Source organism: Huijunlia imazamoxiresistens (assembly GCF_037132455.1).
GTDB lineage: Bacteria > Bacteroidota > Bacteroidia > Chitinophagales > Chitinophagaceae > Flavisolibacter > Flavisolibacter imazamoxiresistens.
The window spans coordinates 28134-55131 of the sequence record NZ_JBBBEI010000020.1 but is presented as its reverse complement, the minus strand read 5'-3'; the positions used below and the strand labels follow the sequence as shown (position 1 = coordinate 55131).

At 60.9% G+C, this 26998-nt stretch carries 17 protein-coding genes; 12 read left to right on the top strand and 5 right to left on the bottom strand.

Annotated elements, in window-relative coordinates; translation table 11 throughout:
* The first annotated feature begins 70 nt into the window (after positions 1-70).
* From V9K67_RS20380 to V9K67_RS20370, 3 genes are all read left to right on the top strand, one after another.
* Complete coding sequence (locus tag V9K67_RS20380) at positions 71-2041, top strand: alpha-2-macroglobulin family protein (RefSeq protein WP_336725690.1); 1971 nt, start codon at positions 71-73, stop codon at positions 2039-2041.
* An 83-nt stretch (positions 2042-2124) separates the two neighbouring features.
* Positions 2125-3276, top strand: a complete 1152-nt coding sequence (locus V9K67_RS20375) for a GAF domain-containing sensor histidine kinase (protein WP_336725688.1) — start codon at positions 2125-2127, stop codon at positions 3274-3276.
* 198 nt (positions 3277-3474) lie between these two features.
* The gene (locus V9K67_RS20370) at positions 3475-4812 is read left to right on the top strand and encodes a cytochrome P450 (protein WP_336725687.1); all 1338 of its coding nucleotides are present in this window, start codon (positions 3475-3477) and stop codon (positions 4810-4812) included.
* A gap of 177 nt (positions 4813-4989) precedes the next feature.
* Here the strand turns inward: V9K67_RS20370 and V9K67_RS20365 are convergent, their stop codons facing one another.
* Together V9K67_RS20365 and V9K67_RS20360 are read right to left on the bottom strand one after the other, a co-directional pair.
* Complete coding sequence (locus tag V9K67_RS20365) at positions 4990-5229, bottom strand: hypothetical protein (protein WP_336725685.1); 240 nt, start codon at positions 5227-5229, stop codon at positions 4990-4992.
* Positions 5230-5260: 31 nt separating this feature from the next.
* Positions 5261-5500, bottom strand: a complete 240-nt coding sequence (locus tag V9K67_RS20360) for a hypothetical protein (RefSeq protein WP_336725684.1) — start codon at positions 5498-5500, stop codon at positions 5261-5263.
* Between the two features lie 232 nt (positions 5501-5732).
* Here V9K67_RS20360 and V9K67_RS20355 point away from each other — a divergent pair, with 232 nt between their 5' ends.
* From V9K67_RS20355 to V9K67_RS20345, 3 genes are read left to right on the top strand one after another with little or no spacing between them, the layout of a single operon-like run.
* Positions 5733-8063, top strand: a complete 2331-nt coding sequence (locus V9K67_RS20355) for a TonB-dependent receptor (RefSeq protein WP_336725683.1) — start codon at positions 5733-5735, stop codon at positions 8061-8063.
* Positions 8064-8080: 17 nt separating this feature from the next.
* Entirely contained in the window at positions 8081-9145 is a 1065-nt protein-coding gene (locus tag V9K67_RS20350) for a sensor histidine kinase (RefSeq protein ID WP_336725682.1), read from the top strand.
* On the top strand, positions 9126-9896 hold the full coding sequence (locus tag V9K67_RS20345; protein WP_336725681.1) for a LytR/AlgR family response regulator transcription factor: 771 nt from the start codon (positions 9126-9128) through the stop codon (positions 9894-9896). The genes V9K67_RS20350 and V9K67_RS20345 overlap by 20 nt, the downstream gene beginning before the upstream one ends.
* A 201-nt stretch (positions 9897-10097) precedes the next feature.
* Here V9K67_RS20345 and V9K67_RS20340 read toward each other — a convergent pair whose 3' ends face one another.
* The gene (locus tag V9K67_RS20340) at positions 10098-10367 is read right to left on the bottom strand and encodes a KGG domain-containing protein (protein WP_336725679.1); all 270 of its coding nucleotides are present in this window, start codon (positions 10365-10367) and stop codon (positions 10098-10100) included.
* A 663-nt stretch (positions 10368-11030) separates the two neighbouring features.
* On the opposite strand from V9K67_RS20340, the gene V9K67_RS20335 reads away from it, so the two are divergent.
* The 5 genes from V9K67_RS20335 to V9K67_RS20315 all read left to right on the top strand — a co-directional run bounded on the left by V9K67_RS20335 (position 11031) and on the right by V9K67_RS20315 (position 17351).
* Entirely contained in the window at positions 11031-12182 is a 1152-nt protein-coding gene (locus V9K67_RS20335) for an iron-containing alcohol dehydrogenase (RefSeq protein ID WP_336725677.1), read from the top strand.
* Between the two features lie 120 nt (positions 12183-12302).
* Positions 12303-13232, top strand: coding sequence for a dihydrodipicolinate synthase family protein (locus V9K67_RS20330; protein WP_336725675.1), 930 nt, complete (start codon positions 12303-12305; stop codon positions 13230-13232).
* Positions 13233-13285: 53 nt separating this feature from the next.
* Positions 13286-14341 (top strand): 4-hydroxythreonine-4-phosphate dehydrogenase PdxA, encoded by a 1056-nt coding sequence (pdxA, locus tag V9K67_RS20325; protein WP_336725674.1) that lies wholly within the window; start codon positions 13286-13288, stop codon positions 14339-14341.
* 72 nt (positions 14342-14413) lie between these two features.
* On the top strand, positions 14414-15577 hold the full coding sequence (locus V9K67_RS20320; protein ID WP_336725672.1) for a four-carbon acid sugar kinase family protein: 1164 nt from the start codon (positions 14414-14416) through the stop codon (positions 15575-15577).
* Positions 15578-15770: 193 nt separating this feature from the next.
* Positions 15771-17351 (top strand): sodium:solute symporter family protein, encoded by a 1581-nt coding sequence (locus tag V9K67_RS20315; RefSeq protein WP_336725670.1) that lies wholly within the window; start codon positions 15771-15773, stop codon positions 17349-17351.
* A gap of 66 nt (positions 17352-17417) precedes the next feature.
* Here the strand turns inward: V9K67_RS20315 and V9K67_RS20310 are convergent, their stop codons facing one another.
* Together V9K67_RS20310 and V9K67_RS20305 are read right to left on the bottom strand one after the other, a co-directional pair.
* The gene (locus V9K67_RS20310) at positions 17418-19307 is read right to left on the bottom strand and encodes a T9SS type A sorting domain-containing protein (RefSeq protein WP_336725669.1); all 1890 of its coding nucleotides are present in this window, start codon (positions 19305-19307) and stop codon (positions 17418-17420) included.
* A 172-nt stretch (positions 19308-19479) separates the two neighbouring features.
* Positions 19480-19935, bottom strand: coding sequence for a gamma-glutamylcyclotransferase family protein (locus V9K67_RS20305; RefSeq protein WP_336725668.1), 456 nt, complete (start codon positions 19933-19935; stop codon positions 19480-19482).
* A 661-nt stretch (positions 19936-20596) separates the two neighbouring features.
* Between V9K67_RS20305 and V9K67_RS20300 the strand changes: the two genes are divergently transcribed.
* The gene (locus V9K67_RS20300; protein ID WP_336725666.1) at positions 20597-26587 is read left to right on the top strand and encodes a Kelch repeat-containing protein; all 5991 of its coding nucleotides are present in this window, start codon (positions 20597-20599) and stop codon (positions 26585-26587) included.
* Positions 26588-26998 lie beyond the last annotated feature (411 nt).

Sequence of the window (26998 nt, the reverse complement as noted above, 5' to 3'; positions counted from 1 at the left end):
AAAGAAAACCCTGGACCCCCGGCAGGCCCAGGCGCTCTACGGCGCGGCTGCCGCCGGCGGCGTAGTGGTGGTGACGACCAAAAAAGCCCCCGCCGCCCTGGCGGCGGAGGACAGCACCGGAACGGCCACCGGCCTGCGCCGCAACTTCCGCGACGACGCCTACTGGCAGCCCGCCCTGCGGACCGACGCCGCCGGCCGGGCGTCTTTCCGGGTAACCTTCCCCGACGACATCACCAGCTGGCGCACCTTTACCCTGGCCATGGGCGGCAAAAGGGGCACCGGCTTTGCCGAAGGCACCATCCGCTCGTTCAAGGCCCTGAGCGCCCGCCTGGCCCTGCCAGCCTTTGCCGTCCGCGGCGATTCGATGACCGTGATCGGCAAGGTCCTGCATTACCTGCCCGACAGCGTCCGCGTGAAACGAACGTTTACGGCCGGCGGCCTGCCGCCCCGGGAAGCCGTCCTCGATCTGAAGCATTCCTGGATCGATACCTTCCCGGTAGTGGCCGCCACGGAAGACTCCCTGGCGCTGCGCTACCGCATCCAAAAGGACGACGGCTATGTAGAAGGCGAGGAGCGCCGCCTGCCGGTCTTTCCCGCCGGCACCCGGGAAACCCGGGGCTTTTTCGCCGCCCTCGACCGCGATACCTCCTTCACCCTATCCATGGATACCTCGCTGGGCACCGTGAAACTGTATGCCGAAACCTCGGTGCTGCCCGTGCTGCTCGACGAGATGGAAAGCATCCGCCGCTACGAATACGGCTGCAACGAGCAGCTGGCTTCCAAACTGAAGGCCCTGCTGCTGCAAAAAAAGGTATGCGGGTACCTGAAGCAGCCCTTTACCGGCGACAAGAACATCCGGGAGCTGATCGGCCGGCTGGAGCAAAACCGCTCCGGGCCGCTCTGGGCCTGGTGGCGGGCGGGCGACCCATTACCCTGGGTGTCGCTGCACGTGACCGAGGCCTTCCTGATGGCGGAGGCGGCCGGCTACCGTACGGGCCTCAACAAGCAGCCGGCGATCGACTACCTGGTGTTCCGGCTGGAAAGCTACCCGCCCCAGGAACGGCTGATGGCCCTGCGGCTGCTGCGGGCCCTGGCTGCCAAGGTGGATTACCCCGCCTACCTCGACACGCTGCCCCGGGTGCACCCCCGCCAGGCGCTCTATACGAAGCTGCGCTGGCTGGAGGCCCGGCAGGCAGCCGGCCTGCCGGTGGCCCTGGATACCCTGGTAGCCAAAGCCCGCCTTACCCTGATGGGCAACCTCTACTGGGGCGAGGAAAACCATCACCTGTTCGACAACTCCGTCCAGGTGACCCTGCTGATGTACCGCCTGCTGCAGGCCGCCGGCGGCTACGACGCCCAGCTGCGCCGGGTGCGGCAGTATTTCCTGGAAGCCCGCAAGAACGGGCACTGGCGCAACACCTACGAGTCGTCGCTGATCCTGGAAACGATCCTTCCGGGCCTGCTGGCCGAAGCCGGCGAGGCACAGGGGGCCACCCTGGTGCTCGGCGGGGCCCGGAATCGGACCGTCCGGCAGTTCCCCTTTGCCCTGGAGGTGGCGGCGGGCGAAAAGCTCACCGTCCGCCGCAGCGGCAACGGGCCGGTTTATTTTACGGCCTACCAGCAGCTGTGGAATCCCCGCCCCCGGAAGGAGGGCAATGGCTTTGCCGTCCGGACGTACTGGGAGCGCGACGGGGAGCCCGTGGAGGCGCTGCGGGCGGGCGAGCCGGTGACCCTGCAGGCAGAAGTGGAAGTAACGGGTGATGCCGATTATGTGCTGGTGGAGCTCCCTATTCCCGCCGGCTGCTCCTATGCCGGCAAGACGCCGTCGTACCGCAACAACGAAGTGCACCGGGAGCATTTTAAGAACAAGGTGAGCATTTTTTGCAGCCGCCTCGAAAAGGGCCGCTATACCTTTTCCGTGGCGCTGATGCCGCGGTATGCCGGTCGCTACCAGCTGAACCCGGCCCGGGCCGAGATGATGTATTTCCCGGTTTTTTATGGCCGGGAGGAGGGGAAAAAAGTGGACGTGCGTTCCCGGTGAGTTAGCCTTCATATCCGTTAAATTCGTCGAAATCAATGCATTATTCACAGGAAGCTGTTACCTTGGGGCCCATCCGAATTCCCATGCAAGTACCACGTTTCCCATTAAATGAGGAGGTGCGGTTGTCCGACCTGCTGTCGTACGACATCCTCGATACCCCCGCCGAGAAGGATTTTGACGAGCTGGCGGAACTGGCCGCCTATATCTATGGCTGCCCCACCGCCCTGATCTCCTTCCTGGACAAGGACCGCCAGTGGTTCAAGGCCCGGAAGGGCTTTTCCGTTACGCAAACCGACCGCAACATCGCCTTTTGCGCCCATACGATCCTGGAAAACGAGGTGATGGTGGTGGAAGACGCCCTGAAGGACGACCGTTTTTCGGACAATCCCCTGGTTACCGGTGAGCAACAGGTGCGCTTTTATGCCGGCGCCCCGATCGTTTCCAGTGCGGGCAACAAGCTGGGGACGGTTTGCGTGCTGGACCGCAAGCCGCGCGAGCTGTCGGCGGGCCAGACCCGGGCGCTGACCATTATCTCGCACCAGGTCAGCCGCATGCTGGAGCTGCGGGTCCGGAACAAGGTCATTGGCCAGCGGGCAGGGCAATTGCTGGAAATCGAAAAGAAGACTGTTCAGAAAACCCTGCTGGTGCAGGAAAAGGAACGGCAGTTCATCGGTACCGAGCTCCACGAGAACGTGGCGCAATCGCTGGCGGCCCTGAATTCCTACCTCGACATGGCCCTGGGTATGCCCGACCTGCGCCAGCCGTTGTTGGAGAAAAGCAAGGAGGTGGTGCAGCGGCTGGTGAAAGAAACGCGCCACCTGTCGCATGCCATTACGCCTACCACGCTGAAGGAAGCCGGCTTTTGCTGGCTGATGAATGAATTTATCCTCCAGTATTCGGGCTGCGAACCCTTCCGGATCCACCTGGAATGCCACGGCAATGCAGACGACATCAAGGGCGAAGCGGCCGTGAACCTGTACCGGATCGTAGAGGAGCAGTTCGAGATCATCCGCAAAAAAGAGGGCGTCCGCCACGTGTTCCTGGGCATCTCGGCCTCCGAAGAAATCGTTCTTTCCATCCGTGATGACGGGAAGGAAGACCCGGACCGCATCCCGGAAAACGAGGTGCGGCTCAATACCATCCGCAACCGCACCGAGCTGTACGGCGGCTCCGTCAGCGTCCAGGACGACGGCCGTACCGTAGTGGTGATCCTGCCGCCCCCCGTGCCGGCTTAGGAGCCCCCTCCGATAATTTTTGCGCAGCTATTGGTAGAAAAGCTTAAATTGAAATAGCACTCCACCCTTATAGGTTGGGTGCTTTTTTGTTGGAAACACTTCAAGGAATACGCACCTACGAATCAACGCTCCCGGCCCCCAAGACGAACACGTGAACAGGTGAACTCATTACTCGTAAACGCGTAAACTCGTAAACTCGTGAACCTTCCTCCTTCTCCTCCCGGAAACCGGTTGTGGGGACATACGGCGTTGATCGCCCGTGATCCCATGGGCTACCTGTTCGGGGCCGCCCTGCGCTACCAGCCCCTCTGCCGCCTGCGCATGATCGGCATGGACCTGTATGTCACCGCCCACCCCGACGTTGTCCGCCAGGTATTTGTCAGCCGGGCCGACAGCTTTGTCAAGGGGCCGGCTTTTCAGACCCTGTCGCTGCTGACGGGGCAGGGCCTGGTCACCAGCGAGGGCGCGTTCTGGAAACGGCAGCGGCGGCTGGCGAACCCGGCCTTTCATAAGGATAAGCTGCGCGGTTTTTTGCAAATGTTCCTCGACTGCGGCACCGACGTGTTGCGGCAGTGGCAGGGGTACGGCCCCGAAGAAGTGCACCGTATGATCTTTGAAATGGGCGAGCTCACCCTGCGGGTCGCCGGCAAGGCACTGTTCGGCATCGACCTGTACCGCGAGGCGGCCACCGTGCCGCCCGACGTCAAGCAGGCGCTGGCCTTCATCGACCGCCGCATTTATACCCTTCCCCGCTATCCCATGGGCTTGCCCCTGGCCGCCCACCTGCGGTTTTTCCGCAACCGGCGCCGCCTCGACGCCGTGGTGTACCGCATCATCGACGAGCGCCTGCGTGGCGCTACGGCGGGCGACGACCTGCTGCAGGCTTTTTTGGAAGCGGTGGACGAGGAAACAGGCGAAAAGATGAGCCGCGAACAGTTGCGCGACGAGGTGATGACCCTGTTCCTGGCGGGCTTCGAAACTTCTTCCAATGCCCTTACCTGGGCCTGGTATATCCTGTGGCAGCAGGAGGAGGTATGGGCGAAGTTCCAGGAAGAGCTGCGGCAGGTGGTGGGGGCCGGCGAGGTGCGGCCCGAACACCTGCCGCAACTGGTGTACACCCGGGCCGTGATCGAAGAGACCCTGCGGCTATACCCGCCGGTTTACCACCTCCAGCGCCAGCTGGCGGAGGACCTGGAGCTGGAGGGCTACCCCCTGAAAAAGGGCGCCGTTGTCCTGACCAGCGTAGTGGCCCTGCACCGGAATCCCGCCTGCTGGGACCGGCCCGACGAATTCCGCCCCGAACGATTTTTGCCGGCCGGCGGCGGCCAGGCGGCCAAGGGGGCGTATATCCCGTTTGGCGCCGGCCAGCGGATGTGTATCGGCAGCCAGTTTGCCCTCTGGGAGATGGTGGCCGTGCTGGCGGTGCTGGGGCGGCACCTGCGGCCGCGGCCCGTGGAGGGCTATGTGCCCCGGATGGTTCCCTCCCTTACCCTGGGGGCATCGGAGGGTATGCCCATGCATATAAGGCCGTTTTAAGGGGAAAAGACGGTATCAGTTATTTCGGATGCCGGATTTCGGAACCCTTCAAAGGAGAAAGACTCCCACAACTTACAAGGGTTCCGAAATCCGGCATCCGAAATTCCCAAGTGGGCTATAAAAAAAATACGCCTGGAGTCGTCCAGGCGTATTTAATCGACAAGCAATCTGTTAACGCTATCTGTTTCCACTGCGAGTTTGATCGCTGCTGCTGCCGCGGTTTTGATCGCTGCGGCTCTGGTCGTTTTGTTGTTGCGATCCACTTTGGCCTGTTTGGCTGGTTTGGCCGCCCATACCACTTTGTCCTCTGTTGCTGCCTTGTTGGCCCATGTTACCACCTTGTCCCATGTTGCCGCCTTGACCGCCAGTTTGGCCTTGATTGCCTTGTTGGCCGCTTTGATTTCTGTTTTGTTCCATTGTTAAATGTTTTAGATTTAAAAAGGTCCGGTTATAGGGGTAAAAAATCAATGCCAATTGGCGTAAAAACGGCCCGGTGGGCGGCAATATTTTCGGTGCGGGCAACAGGTTGAGCCGGAAGGTTTTTGGAAAGCAGCGGGGCTTTTCCACTTTCTCTTTCCTGCTTTCGAAAAATATGCCCGTTTTTCACCAGTGGGAAACTTTGTTCCCCGGATTCGGTCCCGCCGGGATACTTTGAGCGGGAAAAATATATATGGGCATGATCTTTCATGTATATCCTTTTCTTTTGGTGCGGCCGCCTTCTCGGGGCGGTGGCAGGGGGCATGGTATGCTTCAGCTTCCACACTACCGGTCGTGATTGTATATTTTTATGCACACCGGCGGCGCCAAACAATTCAACCCCTTTTCCGGGCAATTCAGCACAAAAGCCCTACGGTTTATCCCCCATTTGTTTCTCACGTTCCCGGTTACCGGCAGCTTTGCCGTATTAAACCAAACCGGAAATGAAATTATCGTTCAGCTGCTTGTTCTTGTTTTCTTTCTTAGGCACCTCCTTCCTCGTTGAGGCACAGTCGGGAACGGTCCGGGGCGTGGTGCAGGATAACGCCTCCGGCAAACCGCTGGCCTTCGCCACCGTGGTCCTGGTGCCTTCTGCCGCCCGGGCCACGACCACGGACAGTGCCGGGAATTTTGTGCTGGCACCCGTGCCCCTGGGCCGCTACGAAGTGCAGGTGTCCCATACCGGCTATGAGCCGGCCCTCTTCAAGGAAGTGGTGGTATCCGCGGTGAAGGAAACGTTTTTGGAAGTGGTCCTGGAAGAATCCGTTCGCCCCATGGAGGAAGTGGTGGTGACGGCCCCCGTCCATAAAGCGGTGCCCCTGAACAAGATGGCCCTTGCCAGCGCCCGTACGCTGAGCGTGGAGGAAGCCCGGCGCTTTGCCGGGGGCTTCGACGATCCTGCCCGGCTGGCCTCCTCCTTTGCGGGGGTCGGCAGCAATGTGGGCCATAACGGCATTGTCGTCCGGGGCAATGCCCCCAAATTCCTGCAATGGAAGCTGGAAGAGGTGGAAATCCCGAACCCGAACCACTTTGCCGACGTTACCGGTTTCGGCGGCGGTGGCCTGACCGCGTTGAGCAGCCAGGTGCTGGGGAATTCCGATTTTTTGACCGGCGCCTTCCCGGCCGAATACGGCAATGCGCTTTCGGGCGTGTTCGACATGAAATTGCGCAACGGCAATAACCAGCGGCCCGAAAGCGCGGTGCAGCTGGGCCTCATTGGCGTGGACGTGGCCTCCGAGGGCCCCTTTCGAAAGGGCGCCCGGTCTTCCTACCTGTTCAACTACCGCTATTCCACACTCGCGCTGCTCTCTTCCCTGATGCCCGAGGAGGCAGCGGGTACCAGGTACCAGGACCTGTCGTTCAAGCTGCATGTTCCCACGAAAAAGGGGGGTACCTTCTCGCTCTGGGGCCTGGGCCTGGAAGACCGCTCCGGGCAAAGCCCCGAAGCCGATACGGCAAAATGGAGGTACCGGCAGGACAAGGAGCGGCAGGACGTAAAGCAGTTTATGGGCGCCCTGGGCCTGGGCCATAAAATTTCGCTGGGCCGTGACGGTTTTCTGAAAACCACCCTGGCGGCCACCGTGAGCGGGCTGGACCTGCATACGGAAAGAAGGAGCGGCGAAAAGCTGCTGCCGCAGAACGTGATCCAAAAAACCAACACGAACTTGGTATGGTCGTCGTACTACAATAAAAAGTTCAGCGCCCGCCACACCCATAAAACGGGCATACAGGCCACCGGCCTCCTGTATCATATGCTGCTGCAGGAAGCCCAACCTGCGGCAGGACCCCTGCAAACCTTTACGGACGAAGACGGGTTCAGCACCCTGCTGTCCGCCTATTCGCATTCCGCTTTCCAGCTGTCGGACAAGTGGCTGTTGCAGGCGGGCATATATACGCAGTATTTTACCCGGAACGGCCGCAGCAGCATCGAGCCGCGGCTGGGCGCCCGGTGGCAGGTGGCGCCGAAACATACGCTGGCGCTGGCGTATGGCCTGCACAGCCGGCTGGAACTGCTGAACTATTACTTTACCCGGGCCGCCGACGGCACTTTTTTGAACAAGGACCTGGACTTCACGCGGGCCCGCCACCTGGTGCTTTCGTACAACTGGAATGCCGGCAACAACTTTCATGTCCGGGCCGAACCCTACTTCCAGCAATTGTACCACGTACCTGTTATTGCCGACAGCACGTATTCGTTTCTCAACCTGCAGGCCGACTGGTTCCTGCACCAACCGCTGCAAAGCACCGGCAGGGGAAAGAATTACGGCATTGATGTTACCTTGGAGAAATTTATGTCGAAAGGGTTTTATTTTATGGTCACCGGCTCCCTGTTCCAGGCACGCTATGCCGGCGGCGACGGCGTCTGGCGCAACACGAGGTTCAACCGGAATTTCCTGTCCAATTTTTTAATGGGCAAGGAATGGATGGCGGGCCGCGGGGGGCAAAACGTGTGGAACGCTAATTTGCGGGTCAGCTACCAGGGCGGCGACCGCTATACGCCGGTCAACTACGAGCGTTCCTTTGCGCAGCAGGAGGTGGTGTACCGGGAAGAGGAGGCCTTTTCCAAAAAGCTGCCGCCTGCGCTGCTGGGTCATGTGACGCTGAGCTATAAAGTGAACCGGGAGCGGGTGGCCCATGAATTCGCGCTGAAGGTGCTGAACGTGACCGGCTACCGGGAATACTACGGCCACCGGTACAACTATAAGACGCAAACGGTCGATGAGAACCGGGAGCGCCTGATGGTGCCGAATGTTAGCTATAAAATCGAGTTTTAATGCCAGCTTTGTCCCCCATGAACGAATCCGCAGGAATAAAATATGGGTTGCGGCTAGCCCTGTTGTACCTGCTCAGCATTGTCTTCAAGTCCTTTGACCTGACCTTTCCCAAGGGTATCGGCGTGGTGCTGTTGCGCGGGCAATTGTTCAGTTTGTTATTTGTGGCCTTCGGGCTGGCGGCATGGGTGGTGGCGGAACGGTTTTCCAAAAAGCTGGAGCACCGGCTGCGCAACAAGCCCGTACCCTACCGGGTGCTGCTGCTCTGCAGCATCCTGGTTTTGTACGGGGCGCTGGTCGCCTACATTTTTTCGTTTTGCTATGCCGCCTTCGACATCCTGCTTTTTCGGCGGTACGAGGCCTGGGCCAGCTTCACTTCGTTCAGCTATGACCTCATTGCGGGCTTTTTCCTGTTTTACATGCTCCTGCTGGGCTACAACGGGATCATTTTTTATTACAAGAACTGGCGGGAAGCACAGCTCAACGCAGAACGGCTGATGCGGGAAAACATCCAGGCCAAATACGACCTGCTCAAAAGCCAGATCGAGCCGCATTTCTTTTTCAACTCACTGAGCGTATTGACGCAGCTGGTGTATAAAAGCCCCGAGCTGTCCTCGGAGTACATCACCCAGTTGGCTAAGACCTACCGCTACATCCTGGATAAGAAATTCGAGAACCTGGTGTTCGTTCAAACGGAGCTGGAGTTCCTGGAGTCGTACCTGTTTTTGATCTGTATCCGGCACGAGGGGTGCATCGTGTTTGACCTCCGGATCGACGAGCAGGTGAAAACCAGGGGACTGGTGCCGCCCGCCACCCTGCAGATGCTGGTGGAGAATGCCGTGAAGCACAACCGTTTTTCCACGGACAAGCCGTTGCATATCAGCATAAAAAGCGAGGGCGGGGCCCTGTACGTGGCGAACGACTTGCGCCGGCGAAGCCACAGCGACTCCACGGGCGTGGGACTGGACAACATCATCAAGCGCTACGAGTTGGCCAGCGACCGCCGGATCGAAATAACGGAGCTGCCCGACACCTTCATTGTAAAACTTCCCATAATTTACGGACATGAACGTAATGGTGTTTGAGGACGAAAAGCTGAATGCCGAACGGCTGGTGCAGTTGCTGCACCAATGCCGGCCGGGCATCGAGGTAACCGCGGTGGTGGCGTCGGTAGCCGAAGGCATAGCGCTTTTCAGCCACCGGCACCCGCCCGCTGACCTGATCTTTATGGACATCCAGTTGTCCGATGGCAACTGCTTTGAGCTGTTTGACCGGGTGGCGATCCGGATCCCGATCATCTTTACGACGGCTTACGACAACTTTGCCCTGCAGGCATTTAAGGTGTACAGTGTGGATTACCTGTTGAAGCCTATCGACATAAAAGACCTGAAACGTGCCCTGGAAAAGTTCGAGCAGTTTCGCATGCCGGTGCAGCCGGCGATCGACGTGGCGCGGATCGCCGAGGAGTTTTTCAGGCGGGAGCACACGAGGTTCCTGGGGAAGATGAACAACCAGTTGATCTATGTAAAGGCCAGGGATATTACCAGCGTGTATTTCGAGGAGGGGATTACCTGGGCCAACTCCCGCACGCATCAGAAAATACCGCTCGATTATTCCCTGGAGAAGGTCGAACGGATGTTGGACAAGCATTTGTTTTTCCGCATCAACCGCAAGCTGATCATCCACATCGATGCGATCCGGAAGATCACCACCTATTATAACAACCGCTTTATTGTAGAGCTTCATGAGCCTATTCCCGGCCTGGATGCCATCGTGAGCCGCGACCGGGTCAACAGTTTCAAAAGCTGGCTGGAAGGCAGGGAAAGCGGCGGTTAGGGAGGGGCCGCCCGGGCATAAAAAAAGTGCGATGTGTACGGATACATCGCACTTTTTTTATGTAGCGGTCGTGCATGTTTACAAAACCAAACTGCTGTACGCTGAGTAACGGATACCGGGTTTCACAGGTATTGATTGTGGGGCAGTCTGGCTGGCTGCACGCAGGGTACGGTCACGCACATATCCTGGCACACGATGCCGTTACCCGGCATTTTCCCGGCTGCGGTTGCGGGAGCGTTCGCCCCCTTTGCGGCCGATCTCACTCATGTGCTTTCTATCCCGGCTTACAGCTTCGCCACCTTTGCGACCTGCTTCCCGGGCTTCGTTAGAGTCGAATTCGTGAGCAGTTCCCTGTTCGTGGGCGGCCCGTCCGCCCATGCGGGCAATTGCTCGTTGCTTTTCGGGGTCCATCGAGGCAAAACCGCGTTTAGAAGTATCTCCTCTTTGGCCACTTTGCTTTTTCTCTGACATAACCTCTTAGTTTAAAAAATAATACGACTGCTGCTTGATGAAATTGATGGGGCCTGGTCCGGAAGGAAGGAAAGGACGCTCGGTCGCAGGGACCTGTTATCCAGGGCGGATCTATTGATTCCTTCGCACTTTTTCCGTTTACAGTTACCTTATCAATTGATCTTCAATATTTTTTAAAACTAAAACGGTGCCACATTATGTTTTTTATTGATTTTTTTCCGACGGAGGTAGTTCACGAGTGCACAAGTTCACGAGTGCACAAGCTATCGTAACTCCGGTGCGTACTGGGTAGAGGGGTAAGCAAAATTGTTGGGGAAAATGGCCCTCAAAAATCAGGAATCCAAAACGGAACCAAACTCCCGCCAACCCGTAAACTTGTAAACCTGTAAACTCGTAACCTATCAAACGCGTCGCCTAGCGGCCCGTCCTCCCATCAACGCCATCGCGGGGGCGTGGCCTCCCTTAAGATATCCTGAACGGGAAAAAGGGCGCTGCATCCTGCTTCCTTTTATTTGCTTTCCTTTTTTTACGAATTTTTAAAATAAACGGAGCAAAATCGAAACTTTCCGTAACTTCATCCGGCAAATGAAAGAAGAGGGGCGTGAAAAACAAATAAACGTAAACATTCCTTTTTCTTTTGCTTCATTTAAACCTACTCCATCCGTGAAATCAGAACTGTTATCCATCCATTTTCCCGGGAAACTGGTTTTTGGCAATGGCGTGCTTGCCGGCCTGGAGGCCGAAATCGCCGCCCTCGATTGTGCCCGCATCTACCTGCTGACTGTACCGGCGCTGCTGCCGCAGATCGAAGGGCTGGTCCGAAACCTCGAGCAGCAGGGTCAATCCGTTCATCTCAATACCTCCATCCTGCAGGAGCCCACCTTCGCCGACTTCGAAGGCCTGATGCAGGAAGCCGCTCCCCTGAACCCCGACGTGGTCGTGGGCATTGGCGGCGGCAGCGTGCTGGATGCCGCCAAGCTGGTGGCCGCCCAACTCGAAAACAGCCAGAGCCTGCAGGAGATCGTGGGCATCGGCCAGCTGAAAGGCCGCCGCAAAAAGCTGGTCTGCGTCCCCACCACCGCCGGCACCGGCAGCGAGGCTTCCCCCAACGCCATCCTGGTAGACAATGCCGACAACCAGAAGAAAGGCATCATCAGTCCCTTCCTGGTGCCGGATATCGTGTACGTCGATCCCCTGCTGACGGCCAGCGTGCCCCCGCAGGTAACGGCCGCCACCGGCCTGGATGCGCTGACGCACTGCCTGGAGGCTTATACCAATAAATTCGCCCATCCCTATATCGATATGTATGCCTTTGAAGGCATGCGCCTGATCGCCGCCAACCTGGCGCAGGCGGTGGCCAACGGTGCCGACAAGGACGCCCGCTCCGCCGTGGCTATGGGCAGCCTGCTGGGCGGCTTTTGCCTGGGCCCTGTGAATACCGCGGCCGTCCATGCGCTTTCCTACCCGCTGGGCAGCACCTTTCACCTGGCCCATGGGCTGAGCAATGCCCTCCTGCTGCCCTTCGTCATGGAGTTCAACGTACCCGCCGCTCCCCGCCGCTATGCCGACGTGGCCGTGGCCCTGGGTTGCCCCCGCGGCGCCGATGATGGGGAAACCGCCTGCAACGGCATCAAAAAGGTGCAGGAGCTGATCCGCCAGTGCGGTATCCCTGCCCGCCTGAGCGAAGTAGGCATCCCGCGGGAAGCGATCCCGCAAATGGCCACCGACGCCCTCAAAATCCAGCGCCTCCTGAAAAACAACCCCCGGGAGGTTACCTATGCGGATGCGGTTGCGATTTATGAGGCCGCGTTCTAAACTAAGATTCCTGAGTTCCTGAGTTGGGAGCCGGTTTTACAAGTTTACGAGTTGTTTGCAGGTTACAGGGTCCATTGCCTATTGCCTAATACTCATTGCTAATTGTTTATTGTTTTTGCCATGAATACAACAAAAAAATACGGAGGCGTGGTGGTTCCGGCCGTAACGCCCCTGACGGAAGATTTCCGGCTGGATGAAGAAGCGGTGGAAAGGATGTTTCACAACTTCCGCCGCCATGGTGTCCATCCCTTTATCCTGGGCACTACCGGAGAAGCCCCCTCGCTTCCCGCTTCCGTTAAGGAAGCCTATATCAAAAAGGCCGCGGCGGTGCGCCAGCCGGGCGACGTGCTGTATGCCGGCATTTCGTCCAACAGCCTCGAAGAGTCCGTGGAGCTGGCGAAGCGCAGCTTCGATGCCGGCATCGACGTGGTAGCGGCTACCCTTCCTTCGTATTATGCCCTGTCCGAAAGCGGCATGAAACGCTATTTTGAGCAGCTGGCCGAAAGCATTCCCGGGCCGCTGATCATCTACAACATTCCCGCCACCACCCACATGTCCATTCCGCTGGCCGTGGTCGACGAATTGAGCCGCCACGAAAAGATCGTGGGCGCCAAGGATTCCGAACGCAGCGAAGAGCGCCTGCAGGAGTCGCTCCGCCTGTGGAAGGACCGGTCCGACTTCAGCCACTTCCTGGGCTGGGCCGCCCAGTCGGCCAATGCCCTGCTCGGCGGCGGCGACGGCCTGATCCCCAGTACCGGTAACCTGTACCCGCAGATTTATTCCGACATGGCGGAAGCCGTACGCCTGGGCAACCGCGAAGAGGCCTTCCGCCTGCAGCGCCTGTCCGACGTTTTCGGCAGCCTGTACCAGTCGGGCCGCCTGCTGGGTGCTTCGCTGGCGGCGCTGAAGGTGCTGATGGAGGATGCCGGTCTTTGCGGTCCCCACATGATGCCGCCCCTGGAGGCCCTGGGCGCGGAAGAGCGCCGGCAATTGCGCTCCACCCTGCACGAGCTGGCCGCCAAAGAAGAAATGTCGGTTATCCCTGCCTGATACTCAATAGAACAATTTCTACAACCTCATTCTATAAAAACGCATTCGCTATCATGAACCAACTACCCATCGTCGCCATTACCATGGGCGACCCGGCGAGCATCGGCCCGGAAATAGCCGTAAAAGCCCTTTTGGAAAACCGCGTCTATGACATCTGCCGCCCGCTGCTGGTGGGCGATGCCGTGGTGTTTGCCGACATCATCGAACGGCTGCAGCTGCCTGCCCGCATCAACGCCATCAAAGAGGTGGAGGCCGCCCTGTTCGAACCCGGGGTTTGCGACGTGCTCGACCTGGGTATCACCGACCTGTCGCAGCTGAAGCTGGGCGAGATCTCCGCCATGGCCGGCGAGGCTTCCTTCGAGGCCGTACGCACCGCCATCGAGCTGGCCCTGGCCGGCGACGTGGACGCCACCGTTACGGGTCCCATCAACAAGAAATCCATTAACGAAGCCGGCCACCACTTTGCCGGCCATACCGAAATTTACGCCCACTACACCGGCACCCGCAAGTACGCCATGCTGCTGGTGGAAGATAATTTGAAGGTCATTCACGTATCTACCCACGTATCGCTGCGCCAGGCCTGCGACGCCGTGAAGAAGGACCGCATCGTGGAAGTGACCGAGCTGCTGCACAACGGCCTGAAGCAGCTGGGTGAGGCCAACCTCAAGATCGGCGTCGCCGGCTTGAACCCGCATGCCGGCGACTCCGGCCTCTTTGGCTGGGAAGAAGCCGAGGAGATCCTCCCCGCCGTGGAAGAAGCCCGTCGCCTGGGCTACGACGTGGAAGGTCCGATCCCTGCCGACACCCTGTTTTCCAAAGCGGCTACCGGCGCCTACGGCGGTGTGGTGGCTATGTACCACGATCAGGGCCATATTCCCTTCAAGCTGACCGGCTTCCGCTGGAACGCCCAGAAAAAGCAGATGGACAGCGTCAAAGGCGTGAACATCACCATGGGTCTTCCCATCATCCGCACTTCGGTAGACCACGGCACGGCCTTCGAGATCGCCGGCAAAGGCGTCGCCTCCGCCGACGCCATGCTCCTCGCCATCGAGTCGGCCGTCCAACTGAGCAAGAACCGCGTAAAAGCAGCGGCTGCCATTCAGGAATAAGGAATTAGTTAATTCGTTAATTGGGAATTTGGGGGCGAACGAACAACCTGTAAACTCATAAACGCTGAAAGGATGCTTGTCGTAATTGCCGACGACCTGACCGGCGCCGCCGAACTGGGCGGGCTGGGGCTGAAGCGCCACCTGCCGGTGGAGATCAACATGCAGGTACCTGCCGCTACGGAGGCGGAACTGCTGGTGGTGGCTACCGACACCCGTTCGTGCCCGGAGGCAGAAGCCGTAAGGGAGACGGTGCAGGTGACCGAAGCCGTTGCCCGGCTGCAGCCTGCTTTGATCTTCAAAAAGATCGACTCGGTGCTGCGGGGGCATGTGCTGGCCGAAACGGCCGCCCAAATGCGGGTGCTGGGCCTTCAGCGGGCGCTGATCGTGCCGTCCAATCCCGCCCTGGGCCGCACCATCAAAGACGGCATCTACTACTTCAACGGCAAGCCCATTCACCAGAGTTCCTTTGCCCATGATCCCGAATTTCCCGTTAGCTCTTCAAGGGTAACGGATATGCTCCGGGCAAAGGACACCCCTGTTCACCTGTTGAGGAAAGATCAAGCGCTGCCTGCATCCGGCATCATTGTGGGCGAGGTGCAGACCGAAGAAGACCTGCAGGCCTGGGCCGCGAAGGTGGACGGGCAAACCCTTTTGGTGGGTGCTTCCGGTTTTTTCACGGCGGTGCTGCAAACGCTGTCGCTTCCAGCGGAAAATAATAAAGCGCCCATGGCGCCTCCGCAACTATCCTTTCAAAAACCTTCGCTCTTTGTCAGCGGCACCACTTTCGGTAAAAGCCGCAACGCCCTCAAAGCCGAAAAGGCCAGGGGCGGCCCTGTCAGCTACATGCCCGCTGCGCTGGCCAATGCGCCCTTTCCTGAACAGGAGCCGCTGGAACGCTGGAAGAGGGAAGTGCTTTCTTTTTTGAACGAACACCAGACCGCCCTGGTGGCCATCGACCCCGACACGGCTACCGGCGCCGAAGCCTCGGCCGCCTCGCTGCGACAGAAGATGGCCCTGGCCATGCAAAAGGTGTTTGCCGAAGCGCCCATCAGCGAACTGCTGATCGAAGGCGGCGCCACCGCCTCGGCCATCTTGCGGCAGCTGGGCCTGACCCGGTTTTTTCCCTTGCAGGAGCTGGCTCCCGGCGTCATCCGCATGCGCACCCCCTCCGGCGTCTGCATCACCCTGAAGCCCGGAAGCTACGACTGGCCGAAGGGAGTTGTGAAGGGGCAATAGACAATGGGCAAAGAACAACAAACAGTCAATATTCAATAACCAACATTCAATACGCAAGGAGCAACAACGATAAACGATACGCATAAAACCTAACACCCAAACCATAACCCTCACCCTCAACAAGTGAACTCGGGAACCTGTAGCATCCTAACTCAGAAACTCAGGAACTCAAAAAGTCTAACAACGCATTGCCATGAACCATCTTCATTTCCTCGACTATGCCATCATTTTCCTGTTTTTGATGGCGACCCTTTACTTTGGGTTTCGATTTGCCAAAAAGCAAAAGTCCACCAAAGCCTTTTTCGCCTCCAGCGGCCGCATCCCTGCCTGGGCTATCGGCATGTCGCTGCTGGCGACCCTCATCTCCAACGTTACCTTCCTGGCGTATCCCGGCCAGGGCTATTCGTCCAACTGGCTGCTGCTGGTACAGGGACTGATGGTGCCCGTGGTGCTCATTTTCATCATTTGGTTTATCGTGCCGCTTTATCGAAAGGTGATCGGCCTGAGTACGTACGAATACTTTGAAAAACGCTTCGGCACCTTTGCCCGCTATTACAGCTCGCTGGGCTTCGTGCTGCGGCAATTCTCGGGCATGGGCACCGTGTTCTTCCTGCTGGCCGTGGCCCTGAGCAAAATGACCGGCAGCGATACCCTGCTGATCATCGGCATCATCGGTTCGGTCATTATCCTGCTCAACCTGATGGGGGGCATGGAAGCGGTGATCTGGCTCGACGTGTTCCAGGGATTTATGCTGTTTGCCAGCGGCATTATCTGCCTGGGCGTGCTGCTGTACTCTACGGAGGGCGGCCTTACCACTATCCTTCAAATTGCCGAAGCCCACGGCCGCACCGGCTTTGGTCCCTATGATATGGACTTCACCCGCCTGACCTTCGTGGTGATGGCCATCAACGGCGTGTTTTATGCCGTGCAGAAGTATGGTACCGACCAGACAGTGGTGCAGCGCTACCTGGCGGCCAAGACCGACAAGGCGGCTATCCGGGCGTCGCTCATGGGCATCCTGCTGACCGTACCCGTATGGTGCATCTTTATGTTCATCGGCACTTCGCTGTTTGCTTACTTCCAACAACATTCCCTGCCTGCCGGTACCAAGGCTGAAGGCGTGTTCCCCTACTTTATTCTCACCAAACTGCCGGTAGGCGTGGTAGGCCTGATCCTGTCGGCCATGATCTCCGCCGCCGTGTGCAGCCTGAGCGCCGACCTGAACTCCCTGGCTGCTGTAGGCGTGGAGGATTATTACAAAAAGCTGCGCCGCAACCGCTCCGACAAGGAATACCTGCTGGCCGGCAAATGGATGGTGGTGCTTTCAGGACTGCTGTCCGTGGGCATTGGCTGTTTGTATGTGTACACCGGAAGTGAAGGGGTGCTGGGCATTATCTTCAAGCTGTACGCCATCTTCTCCGGCGGTATTGTGGGCATCTTCTTGCTGGGGCTTTTCAGCGCCCGTGCCAACCGGCAGGGCCTTACCTATGGCATCATCGCCTGTGTGCTGTTTACGGGTTATGCGCTTTTGACCTCCACGAAGTTCGGCCTGGGCGACCACCAGCGCCTGCTGCTGGACATGGGCAAGTACAATTTTACCCACCACACCTACATGCTGGGCGTGTACAGCCACTTCGTGGTGATCGGCGTAGGCTACGTGGCCTCGCTTTTCTACCCCAAGCCGGTGCTGGACCGCAACCTGCTGTTCAGCGGCTGGAGGGCTCAACGAAAAGAAGAACGCCTGGCCCAGCAACTGGTTGCTGAAGTGGCATAGAAATATCGAATTTTAGAAGTGGAAACCCGGGCGGCTGCCCGGGTTTTTTTATGCGGTTCCCGCCTGTTACCGGCCCCGGACCAGCTTCAGGGTCCGGAACGCTTTGCCCGTTTCCAGCCGTATATAATAGATGCCGCCGGGAAGGGCGGAGCCATCAAGGGTGTAGCGCAGCGGCAGGCCGGCAGCGGCCGTGCCTTGTTTCAATACGGCCACCTTCGTGCCCCGGCTGTCGTATAACGCCAGCGTATAGGGGCTTTCCTCCGCCAGGATGTATTGCAGGGATGTCCAGTGCCGGAAGGGGTTGGCGGAAACCTGGAGGTCCGTTTTTAAAAAACCTTCCGGTTCCGCGGCAGGGGAGGGGAGGGCCGGGGCAGTGGTGGCAGCTACGGGCGGCTTGTCGGTGCCGATGACGGTAACGGCCTGGCCCAGGGTAAGATTGGTGGCAATCAGGGCTACTTCGGACGTGTAGGGCTGGTGCGTGCTGGTGACATAGTTATACAGGTAATTGCCGCTGAACAGCGTCACGGGCGGGCCGAAACTGATGGGACTGGTCGCCGATTCGCGGTAGAGAATATCGCCCCCGCTTTCCAGCGAACTGTACGCCACCTTGATCTTGCCCGCCGCTTCATTCAGCAGCACGATCGGCCGGGTGCCCTCATTCGATGTAACCGGATAAAGCGGCTCCCAGTTGCCGGAAGGACGGCGCACCAGCAGGGCGATGCGGGCCTTGCCGGGGATATCATAGGCCGTTTTGACCGCACAGTAAAGCGTGCCGTTTTTGGAGGCCACCACGTTCACGTGGTCCTCGGCCATCCCCGACCCGGTATCGATGGCCGAGCGAAAGGCCGGCCGCTCGACGGCCGACCATTCGGTGGGCGCCGCCCCGTCGGCATGGGTGCGGAAGCCGAACTGCCAGGTGTTCTGGTTGGACCACAGCACGCCGATCTTGCCCCGCAGCGGCGTAATGGCGCAGATGTCGTCGCTGCGGGTGCCGGTGGCGATCATCAGCGGCGGGCTCCAGGACGAATAGGGCGCATCGCTCCAGCGCACGTTCACGTCCGACTTGTTGTCCGTGGCGATCCACATCCGCCCGGTGCCGTCGAGGGCCAGGGTGGCGGTTTCGGCGGCGGGCTCGAAAATGACCGTTACGGCGGTTTTCCGCTTGCTCCAGTGCTTATACGTGCCGGCAACCGGGTCGTACTCCGCCGATACCAGGAAGGATTTGCTGTTTTTCCGGAACAGCAGAATGTGGACCACGTTGCCGTGCACCCGGCAGTCTGCCTTGGAATTGGCCGCCGGCGAGAGCTTCAGGTCTTCCCGCCACACGTCGCCTTCGAGCCGGAAGATGCGGGTGCCGCCGGATGTGGCCAGCACCGTCCACCACTTGCCGGCATGGAACCACAGCTTGGCCTGCGGCTTGTCGCCGGTATGGCTGGAAATGGGCACGGGCGCCTTGGGCGTGAAGGAAGCGAAGCCCGCTTGGGGCACGGCCTGGACGCTGTAGGTGTCGGCGTTGCCGAAGCCGCCGCCGAGGGCATTGCCGCCGGCATCGGTAATGCCGGTGCCCCAGGGTTTCAGGTCGAGGCGCAGCAGGCCGCTGCCGGCAAGGCCGCGGACCGTCACCTCGTAAACGCTGCTGTCGGCGTTGGCCGGCCGGGCGGCGTTGGTGGCCAGGGTGCCGGCCGCCTCCGGCGCCAGCGTGGCCAGGGTGCCGCGGACATTGCCGCTGAGCGCCACGGCATTAAAGTCGGTGCCGTCCACGCCCCGGACCTTTTCGGAAAAGGTGACGCGGTAGGTGACGGTGGCGGCAGCGGTGACGGCCTGGGCGGGTACCCGCCGCTTGATGCTGAGAATGTAGGGAATGGTAGAATCGCCTTTGCCGGGCGGGGCCTTTTCCTGGGCGGCAAGCCCGTCGGCCATCAGCAAAGTGCAAAGCAAAAAGGTAGCAGGACGCATGGTTTTCCGTATTTAGAAGGGTTTACAATGCAGGGCCGGCGGTACGGGCCGCAGGGTCAGCGGGAAGCGTATTCGGGTGGGCGGAAGGTTCCAGGGGGGACAGGGACGGTTCGGGGCGAACCGTCCATAATATCAACAGGTTATAAAAAAAGCGTGCCGCCGGCGGTATGGTTCAGTCAAGGCCGGCCAGGTCCTCCGGCCAGGTTTCGGTGCGCCGGGCCACAGCGGGATGGCGTTCGAGATAGCGCTTCCAGTCGGCCGGCTCGATGGCCCCGCCCAGGGGCAGCTTGCGGGGATTGGTTTCGTACACGAAACACCTCAGGGTGCCCCCCTCCAGCTGCACGTCGGCTTCCCTGCGGAAATAATAACTGTCCGCGGAACGCCCGGGGTAAAAGCCTTCGAATTCGTCGAGCCGGTGCACGGTTTCCCCGTCGACGGCATAAACCTCCCCGGCTACCGGCCCGGCCCCGTCGAGCAACAGGCCGGGATAGGGGAGCCCCTCCAGCTCGAACAGGGAGCCCTGAACGGTGCCTTCGCCCAAAAGCAGGGCGCCGGGGAACTTCCGGCAGAGGTCGTTGGCGCAGCCCTTCCGGAGGGTGCCGTAAACAAAAAGATAACAGGGAGCCATCAGGGCGTTGTTTAAGGATGAGCGATGGGCGAACCGGCTGTAAAATAAGGCTTTACGGGCGAACCGGGAAACGGATGCGGCGGACGGCAAGCCCGGAGGGGAACGGGTCGGGGCCGCTCGCATGAAAATTGTAGGAGAAAAAGGAGGGTGCCCTGAAAGCGAAAGAAATAAGTGCGGTTCCGGCATCATCGAAAACCTTACTTTTACTATGGAAAGGCAATAGCCGCCACCCGGGAAGAAGGATCTATCCATAAGAACGTTTCTCTTTCCTCTTATTGTTCCGGGTTCCGTTTCCGACCGCTTCTTTGCTCCATCGACCCGCCTGCGCGGGTTTGTTTCTTTCCTTATGAAAAAGCAGTTCCATAAAGCCGCCTCCCGAGGAAGCTTAAACCAATAGCCATGATCAACACGCCTACCTGCAACAGCTCCTGAGCTGCAGCTTTCCCCATGGAATGCAGCGGCTTCCGGATGCTTCCCTTCGGTCCGGTCGCTTTCCGGATTTCTCCTGCTGCATCGTTTGCTGATGGCTGTTACCCTGCGGGGCGAACAGGCCTGACCGCTATTGCCTGCCGTATACGGGAACCTCCGTGTACCGGCCCAGGAACCACTTTGTCCGCCTCTCCGCTGGTCCGTGCACCCGCAAACTAATAACCAATATGTTATGAAGAATTTTACTCGTTGCAGTTGTTCCCAGGCAGTGCTTCCGGCGCTGCTGCTTTTGTGGCTGACCCTTTGCGGGGGAGGGGAAGTTTTTTCCCAGGCTACGGGCAGCTTCTGGTCCGACCGGCCCGCCGGCGCCGCAGCCCCCCGGGCCCAGCGCGGGGCAGCGCCCCAGAAATACCGCGCCCTGTCGCTGAACGTTCCCGGCATGCGCACCCTGCTGGCCGGCGCCCCCAAAGAGCAGGCGGCTTCCCTGCGCACGTCCACCAGCGTGGTGAACCTGCCCCTGCCGGACGGCCGTTCCGCACGCTTCCGCTTTACCGAAACTTCCGTCATGGCCCCGGAGCTGGCCGCCCGCTTCCCCGGGATCCGCTCGTATACAGGGGTGGGCGTGGACGACCCGCGCCTGACGGCCGCCTTCGACTTTACCCCGGCGGGCTTTCACGGCATGATCCACTCGCCGGAACAGGGCCTGAGCTTTATCGATCCCTTCAGCCCCGGCGATACCGGTAATTATATGGCCTACGCCAAAAAAGACTACACCGCCCCGCCCGAAAAAGCCTTTTACGAACCCACCGTGCTGGGAACCGAAACGGAAAATGCCAAAAGGATCCTGCAGCTGGCGGAACAGCGGCGGGCGCTGCGTACCGACGCCCTGCTTCAGGGCAGCGCCGGCCGCCCTTCCGGCGACAAGCTGCGCACCTATCGCATCGCCATCGCGGCCACCGGGGAATATACGGCCTTCCACGGCGGCACCGTAGGCGATGCCCTGGCCGCCATCAATACCACCCTCAACCGCGTGAACTTCATTTACATCCGCGAGGTGGCCATCCGCATGGTGCTGGTAGCGAAAGAAACCTCCATCATCTATACCAGCAGCACCAACGACCCTTATTCCAACGGCATCCCGAGCAGCATGATCACCCAGGTGCAGAGCGATATCGACAGCAAGATCGGCAATGCCCATTACGATATCGGCCATGTGTTCGGCACCAACAGCGGCGGCCTGGCCAGCCTGGGGGTGGTGAGCCAGGCGGGACTGAAGGCCCGGGGCGTCACCGGTTCGGGCGCCCCGGTGGGTGATGCCTTCGACGTGGATTACGTGGCCCATGAGATCGGGCACCAGTTCGGGGCCTACCATACCTTCAACGGCAATGCCGGCGCCTGCTACGGCAACCGCATTCCCGGCTCGGCCTACGAACCCGGCAGCGGCTCCACCATCATGGGCTATGCCGGCATCTGCGGCGCCCAGGACCTGCAGCCCACCAGCGACGCTTATTTCCACGTGATCAGCTACGACCAGATCTTCGCCTATACCCAACTGGGACCCGGCAGCGCCAACGCCGTGGTCACCAATTCCGGAAATACCGCCCCGGTGCCCCAGATCGTCACGCCCAATAACCTCACTATCCCCAGGCAAACGCCTTTTGTCATTACCGGCAGGGCTACGGACGCCCAGAACGATCCCATCACCTATTGCTGGGAGCAGTACGACCTCGGCCCGGCGGGCAGCCCCACGGCGCCCTCGGAAAACGCCCCCGTCTTCCGCTCGTTCACCGGTACCGGCAGCCCTTCCCGCACCTTTCCGCGGCTGCCCGACCTGCTCAATAATTCCACCAGCATCGGCGAGCAACTGCCTTCCTATACCCGCGCCCTGCATTTTAACCTGACGGTGCGGGACAATTTTGCCGGCGGGGGCGGCCTGGACTGGATCTATCCCCTGACCGTGAACGTTACCGCGGCGGCCGGCCCCTTTGTGGTGACCACGCCCAATACCGCGATGACCCTGAAGGGAGGCGAGGAGCAGGCCGTCAGCTGGAATGTGGCGGGTACCAACCGCGAACCTGTAGGCGCCGCCACCGTCAACATCCTGCTGTCCACCGACGGGGGCCAGACCTTTCCCTACCTGCTGGCTGCCGCCACGCCCAACGACGGGCAGCAGACCGTTATCCTTCCCAACATCCTCACCTCCACCGCCCGCATCCGGGTGGAGGCGGCGGAAAACATTTTTTTTGATATTTCCAACGTCAACTTTAAGATCGAGCCCTCCGCCGGTCCCACCATCACCAGCGTAACGCCTTCCAGCGGCCCGGCCGGTACCGGCGTGGTCATCCGGGGCAGCAACCTCGTGGATGTGACCGCCATCCGGTTCAACGGCGTGGCCGCGGCCGTCACCTATATTCCCAATGCCTCCCTGGCCTATGCCACCGTGCCGCAGGGCGCCGGCATCGGGCCCGTGCAGGTGGTGGCCGAAGCGGGTACCGCCACCGCCCCCTCGCCCTTTACGGTTACGGCCTTTTCCTCTGCCTGGACCGAACGGGCCCCGATGGCCACGCCGCGCGCGCAGCACGGCGCCCTTGCCGCCAACGGGAAGATCTATGTATTCGGAGGCATCAACGGCAGCGGTCCCCTCGGTTCGCTGGAGATCTACGACCCGCTGACCAACAAATGGAGCGCGGGCGCCCCGATGCCGGCGCCCAGCCGGGGCATGGCCTTTGCCCTCGGCTCGAACGGGATGATCTATGCGTTCAGCGGCTTTTCCGATTCGGCGATAACCAAAGCCTACAGCTACAACCCGGCAAACAACACCTGGACGGTGCTGGCCACCATGCCGGGAGGCGTGTGGGAAGGGGCGGCCGCCACCGCCGCCGACGGTAAAGTATACGTGTTCGGGGGTGAGCCTTCGGGAGCGGCCTCCGCCAATGCCACCCGCATTTACGATATCAGTACCAATAAGTGGAGCACGGGCGCCCACATGCCCAAAGGCCTGCTGCAGCACAGCGCCATCACCGGCGATGACGGGCGCATCTACATCTTTGGCGGCCGGGCCGCCTCCGGGGGGGCGCCGCTGGACCTGCTGCAGATCTACAACCCGGCCACCAACAGCTGGTCCGCGGGGCGGACGATGCCTTATCCCAAAACGCAGTTCGCGGCGGTAAAGGCCGGCAACGGGGCGATCTATATCATTGGCGGGAAGGCCGATTACCTCAATAGCCAGGGGCCCTTTTTCCATACGGTGGAAGTGTACACCCCCGCTACCAACAGCTGGGCCGCGGGGCCGGAACTGCCGGTACCGGCCGGGGAGCTGGAGGCCGTCAATGCCGGCGGCAATCTTTATGTCCTGGGCGGCTCCGATGGCACCCAGCGCAACTATAACTTCCTGCTGCAGCTGATGCCTTCGCTCACCGGCTTTTCACCGGCTGCCGCCGGCGCCGGCGCCGGCGTGGCGATTTCGGGTGCCAACCTGGAGAACGTGACGGCCGTGCGCTTCAACGGCGTGGCGGCTGCCGGCTTTGAAGTGGCCGGTCCCGGGCTGGTGTATGCTACCGTGCCCGAGGGCGCCACTACCGGCAGGATCGAGCTGGTCATTGGCGGCCGGAGCGTATGGACGACGGCAGCCTTTAAGGTGGCCGCCATCAAATCCAGCTGGAAGGGGGGCCGGGCGTTGACCCATGCCCGTTCGGGGCACGGGGCGGTGGCGGCAAACGGCCGGATCTACGTGTTTGGCGGCCGGGGCGCCGGCGGGCTCCTCGACTCCCTGGAGGTGTTCGACCCTGCACTCAATACCTGGAAAGGGGGCGCGCCCCTGCCGGCCGCTACCAGCGGCATGGCCTTCGCTGCCGACAGCCTCGGGCTGATCTACGTATTCGGCGGTACGGCGTCCTCCTCCGCCTCTTACCGCTACCACCCCGCTGCCAACAGCTGGAGCCCGCTGGCGACCCTGCCGGGACCGGTAGCGGAAGGAGCGGCCGCAGCCCTGGGGGATAAAGTGTACGTGTTCGGCGGTGCCTGGGGCGGCAGTGTTTCCAACGCCACCCGCATCTACCATACGGCAACCGATACCTGGAGCACGGGCGCCCACATGCCCAAGGGCCTGCTGCAGCACAGCGCCGTAGCGGGCGCGGACGGGCGCATCTACATTTTTGGCGGGCGCCCCGCGCCCGGGCAAGCGCCTTCGCCGGCCGTGTACATCTATACGCCGGCCACCGACAGCTGGACCACCGGCGCCGCCATGCCGGTGCCGAAGGTGCAGTTCGGGGCGGTGCAGGCGGCGGACGGCCGGATCTATATCGTGGGCGGCCGGGGCGGCCTGGAGCAGGAGCCGGGCACCTTGTTCCATACGGTGGATGTGTATGCCCCGGCCACCGACAGCTGGACGGCAGGGCCCGTGCTGCCCCTGCCTGCCGGCGGGCAGGTGGCCGTGAACATCCGGGGCAACCTGTATGCCCTGGGCGGCGCCGACAGCACCCAACGCAATGACCAGTACCTGCTGCCGCTGGCGCCGGCCCTGACGTCCTTTACGCCGGCCAGCGGGGCTGCCGGTACGGCCGTGGCCGTCAAAGGGGCCCGGTTCGCCCAGGTTACCTCCGTGACCTTCAACGGCGTGCCGGCCGCCGGCTTTTACGTGGCCGGTACCTCCCTGTTGTATGCCACTGTTCCGGCCGGCGCCCAAAGGGGTAAGATCGAGGTGGTGACCCGGAACGGTACCGTTCAAAGCGCGGCCAGCTTTACGGAAACCGACGGAGCTTCTCTCTGGATCACCCGGACCGGCCTGGGCGCTCCCCGTTCGGGGCACGGCGCCGTGGCGGCCAACGGCAGGATCTACGTGTTTGGCGGCCGGGACAGCACCGGGCCGCTCCGCTCGCTGGAGGTGTTCGATCCCGCGCTCAATACCTGGAAAGGGGGCGCGCCCCTGCCGGCCGCCACCAGCGGCATGGCCTTCGCCGCCGACAGCCTCGGGCTGATCTACGTATTCGGCGGTACGGCGGCCCCCTCGGCTACTTATCGGTACCACCCGGCCGCCAACCGGTGGAGCCCGCTGGCACCCCTGCCGGTGCCGGTGGTGGAAGGAGCGGCCGCAGCCCTGGGAGATAAGATCTACGTGTTCGGTGGCGAGGGCACCGGCGGCAGCGCCTCCAATGCCACCCGCATCTACCACCCGGCTGCCAATACCTGGAGCGCGGGTGCCCCCATGCCCAAAAGCCTGCTGCAGCACAGCGCCGTAGCAGGTGCGGACGGGCACATCTACATTTTTGGCGGGCGTATCTCCGCCACAGGAGGTCCTCTTTCCAGCGTGTACATCTATACGCCGGCCACCGACAGCTGGGCAACAGGTACCGCCATGCCGGTGCCCAAGGCGCAGTTCGGGGCGGTGCAGGCGGCGGACGGCCGGATCTATGTGGTGGGCGGCCGGGCCGTAGGGGACACCGGCCGGGGGCCGCTGTTCCATACGGTGGACGTGTACACGCCGGCCACCAACCGATGGGCGGCAGGGCCCGTGCTGCCTGCGCCTGCCGGCCAGCAGGTGGCGGTCAGCCTCCATGATGATCTCTATGCCGTGGGCGGTGCCGACAGCACCCGGCGCAATTATAACTTCCAGCTGGTACTGCCCCCGCTGGCGCCGGCCGGCCTGACGGCAACGGTGGCCTCCACTTCCCGGATCGCCCTGAAATGGGTGGACAAAGCAAAGAACGCGGCCGCCTACGTGGTAGAACGGGCGGCGGCCCCCGCCGGGCCGTTCAGCGTGCTGTCGTCCGCCCTGGCGGCCTCCTCCCGGTCCTATGCCAGCACCGGCCTGGCCGCCGGCACCACCTACTATTACCGGGTGAAAGCCACCAACGGGGCCGGCAGTTCGGCCTACTCCAACGTGACCAGCGCCACCACTTCGGGAGGGCTGTCCCTGCCCGCGCCGACGGAAGCGGAAGTGCAGCAGGCCCCGCCGCCGGCTGGTTTGTCGGTCTATCCGAATCCCGCCGGGCCGCAGACGCGGATCCGCTTCACGGTGGCGGAAGACCAGGCACAGGTACGGCTGGGGGTGTACGATTTGCAGGGCCGGCTGGTGGAGGAGCTGTACCGGGGACCCGCCCGGGCGGGCCAGGTGTACGGCTTTGAGTGGCAAACCGCGCGACAGGCCGCCGGCGTCTATTTCGCCCGCCTGGTATCGGCCGGGGGTGTATGGCAGCAGCAGATCATTTTGACGCCCAGGCAGTGAGCAGTTCGTCCCGCCCCGGGCGGGACGAAATTCCCTTTTAGGGTATACCCATGAAAAGGAATATTCATGTATCTTTAGCCTTCGCTCCCTTCCGGCAGCGTCGTTTCGCTGTTTGAAGAAAGTTATCTTTGTTGATTCCGTCCCCCGTTCTCTATTCTCCTTACCCGCCCGTACACGGTCTTGTTGGAGCCGGCTTGAAACCATCTCAGAGGGGTTCGATCCGCCTTGCAAAATCTACAACGCCATTCCTGGAAATACTTGGTTCCATTCCGAGAAAAGCCCTTCCTCTGCCCGCAGCTCCTGTCCCTGTCAGGACGCCGCAGGAGGCGGATCGTTTTGTGCCCACCCTTGCCCGGTTTCTTTCGGTGAACTGCGGCATCCTCTTCAGTAACAACCAACATGCAAACCCTT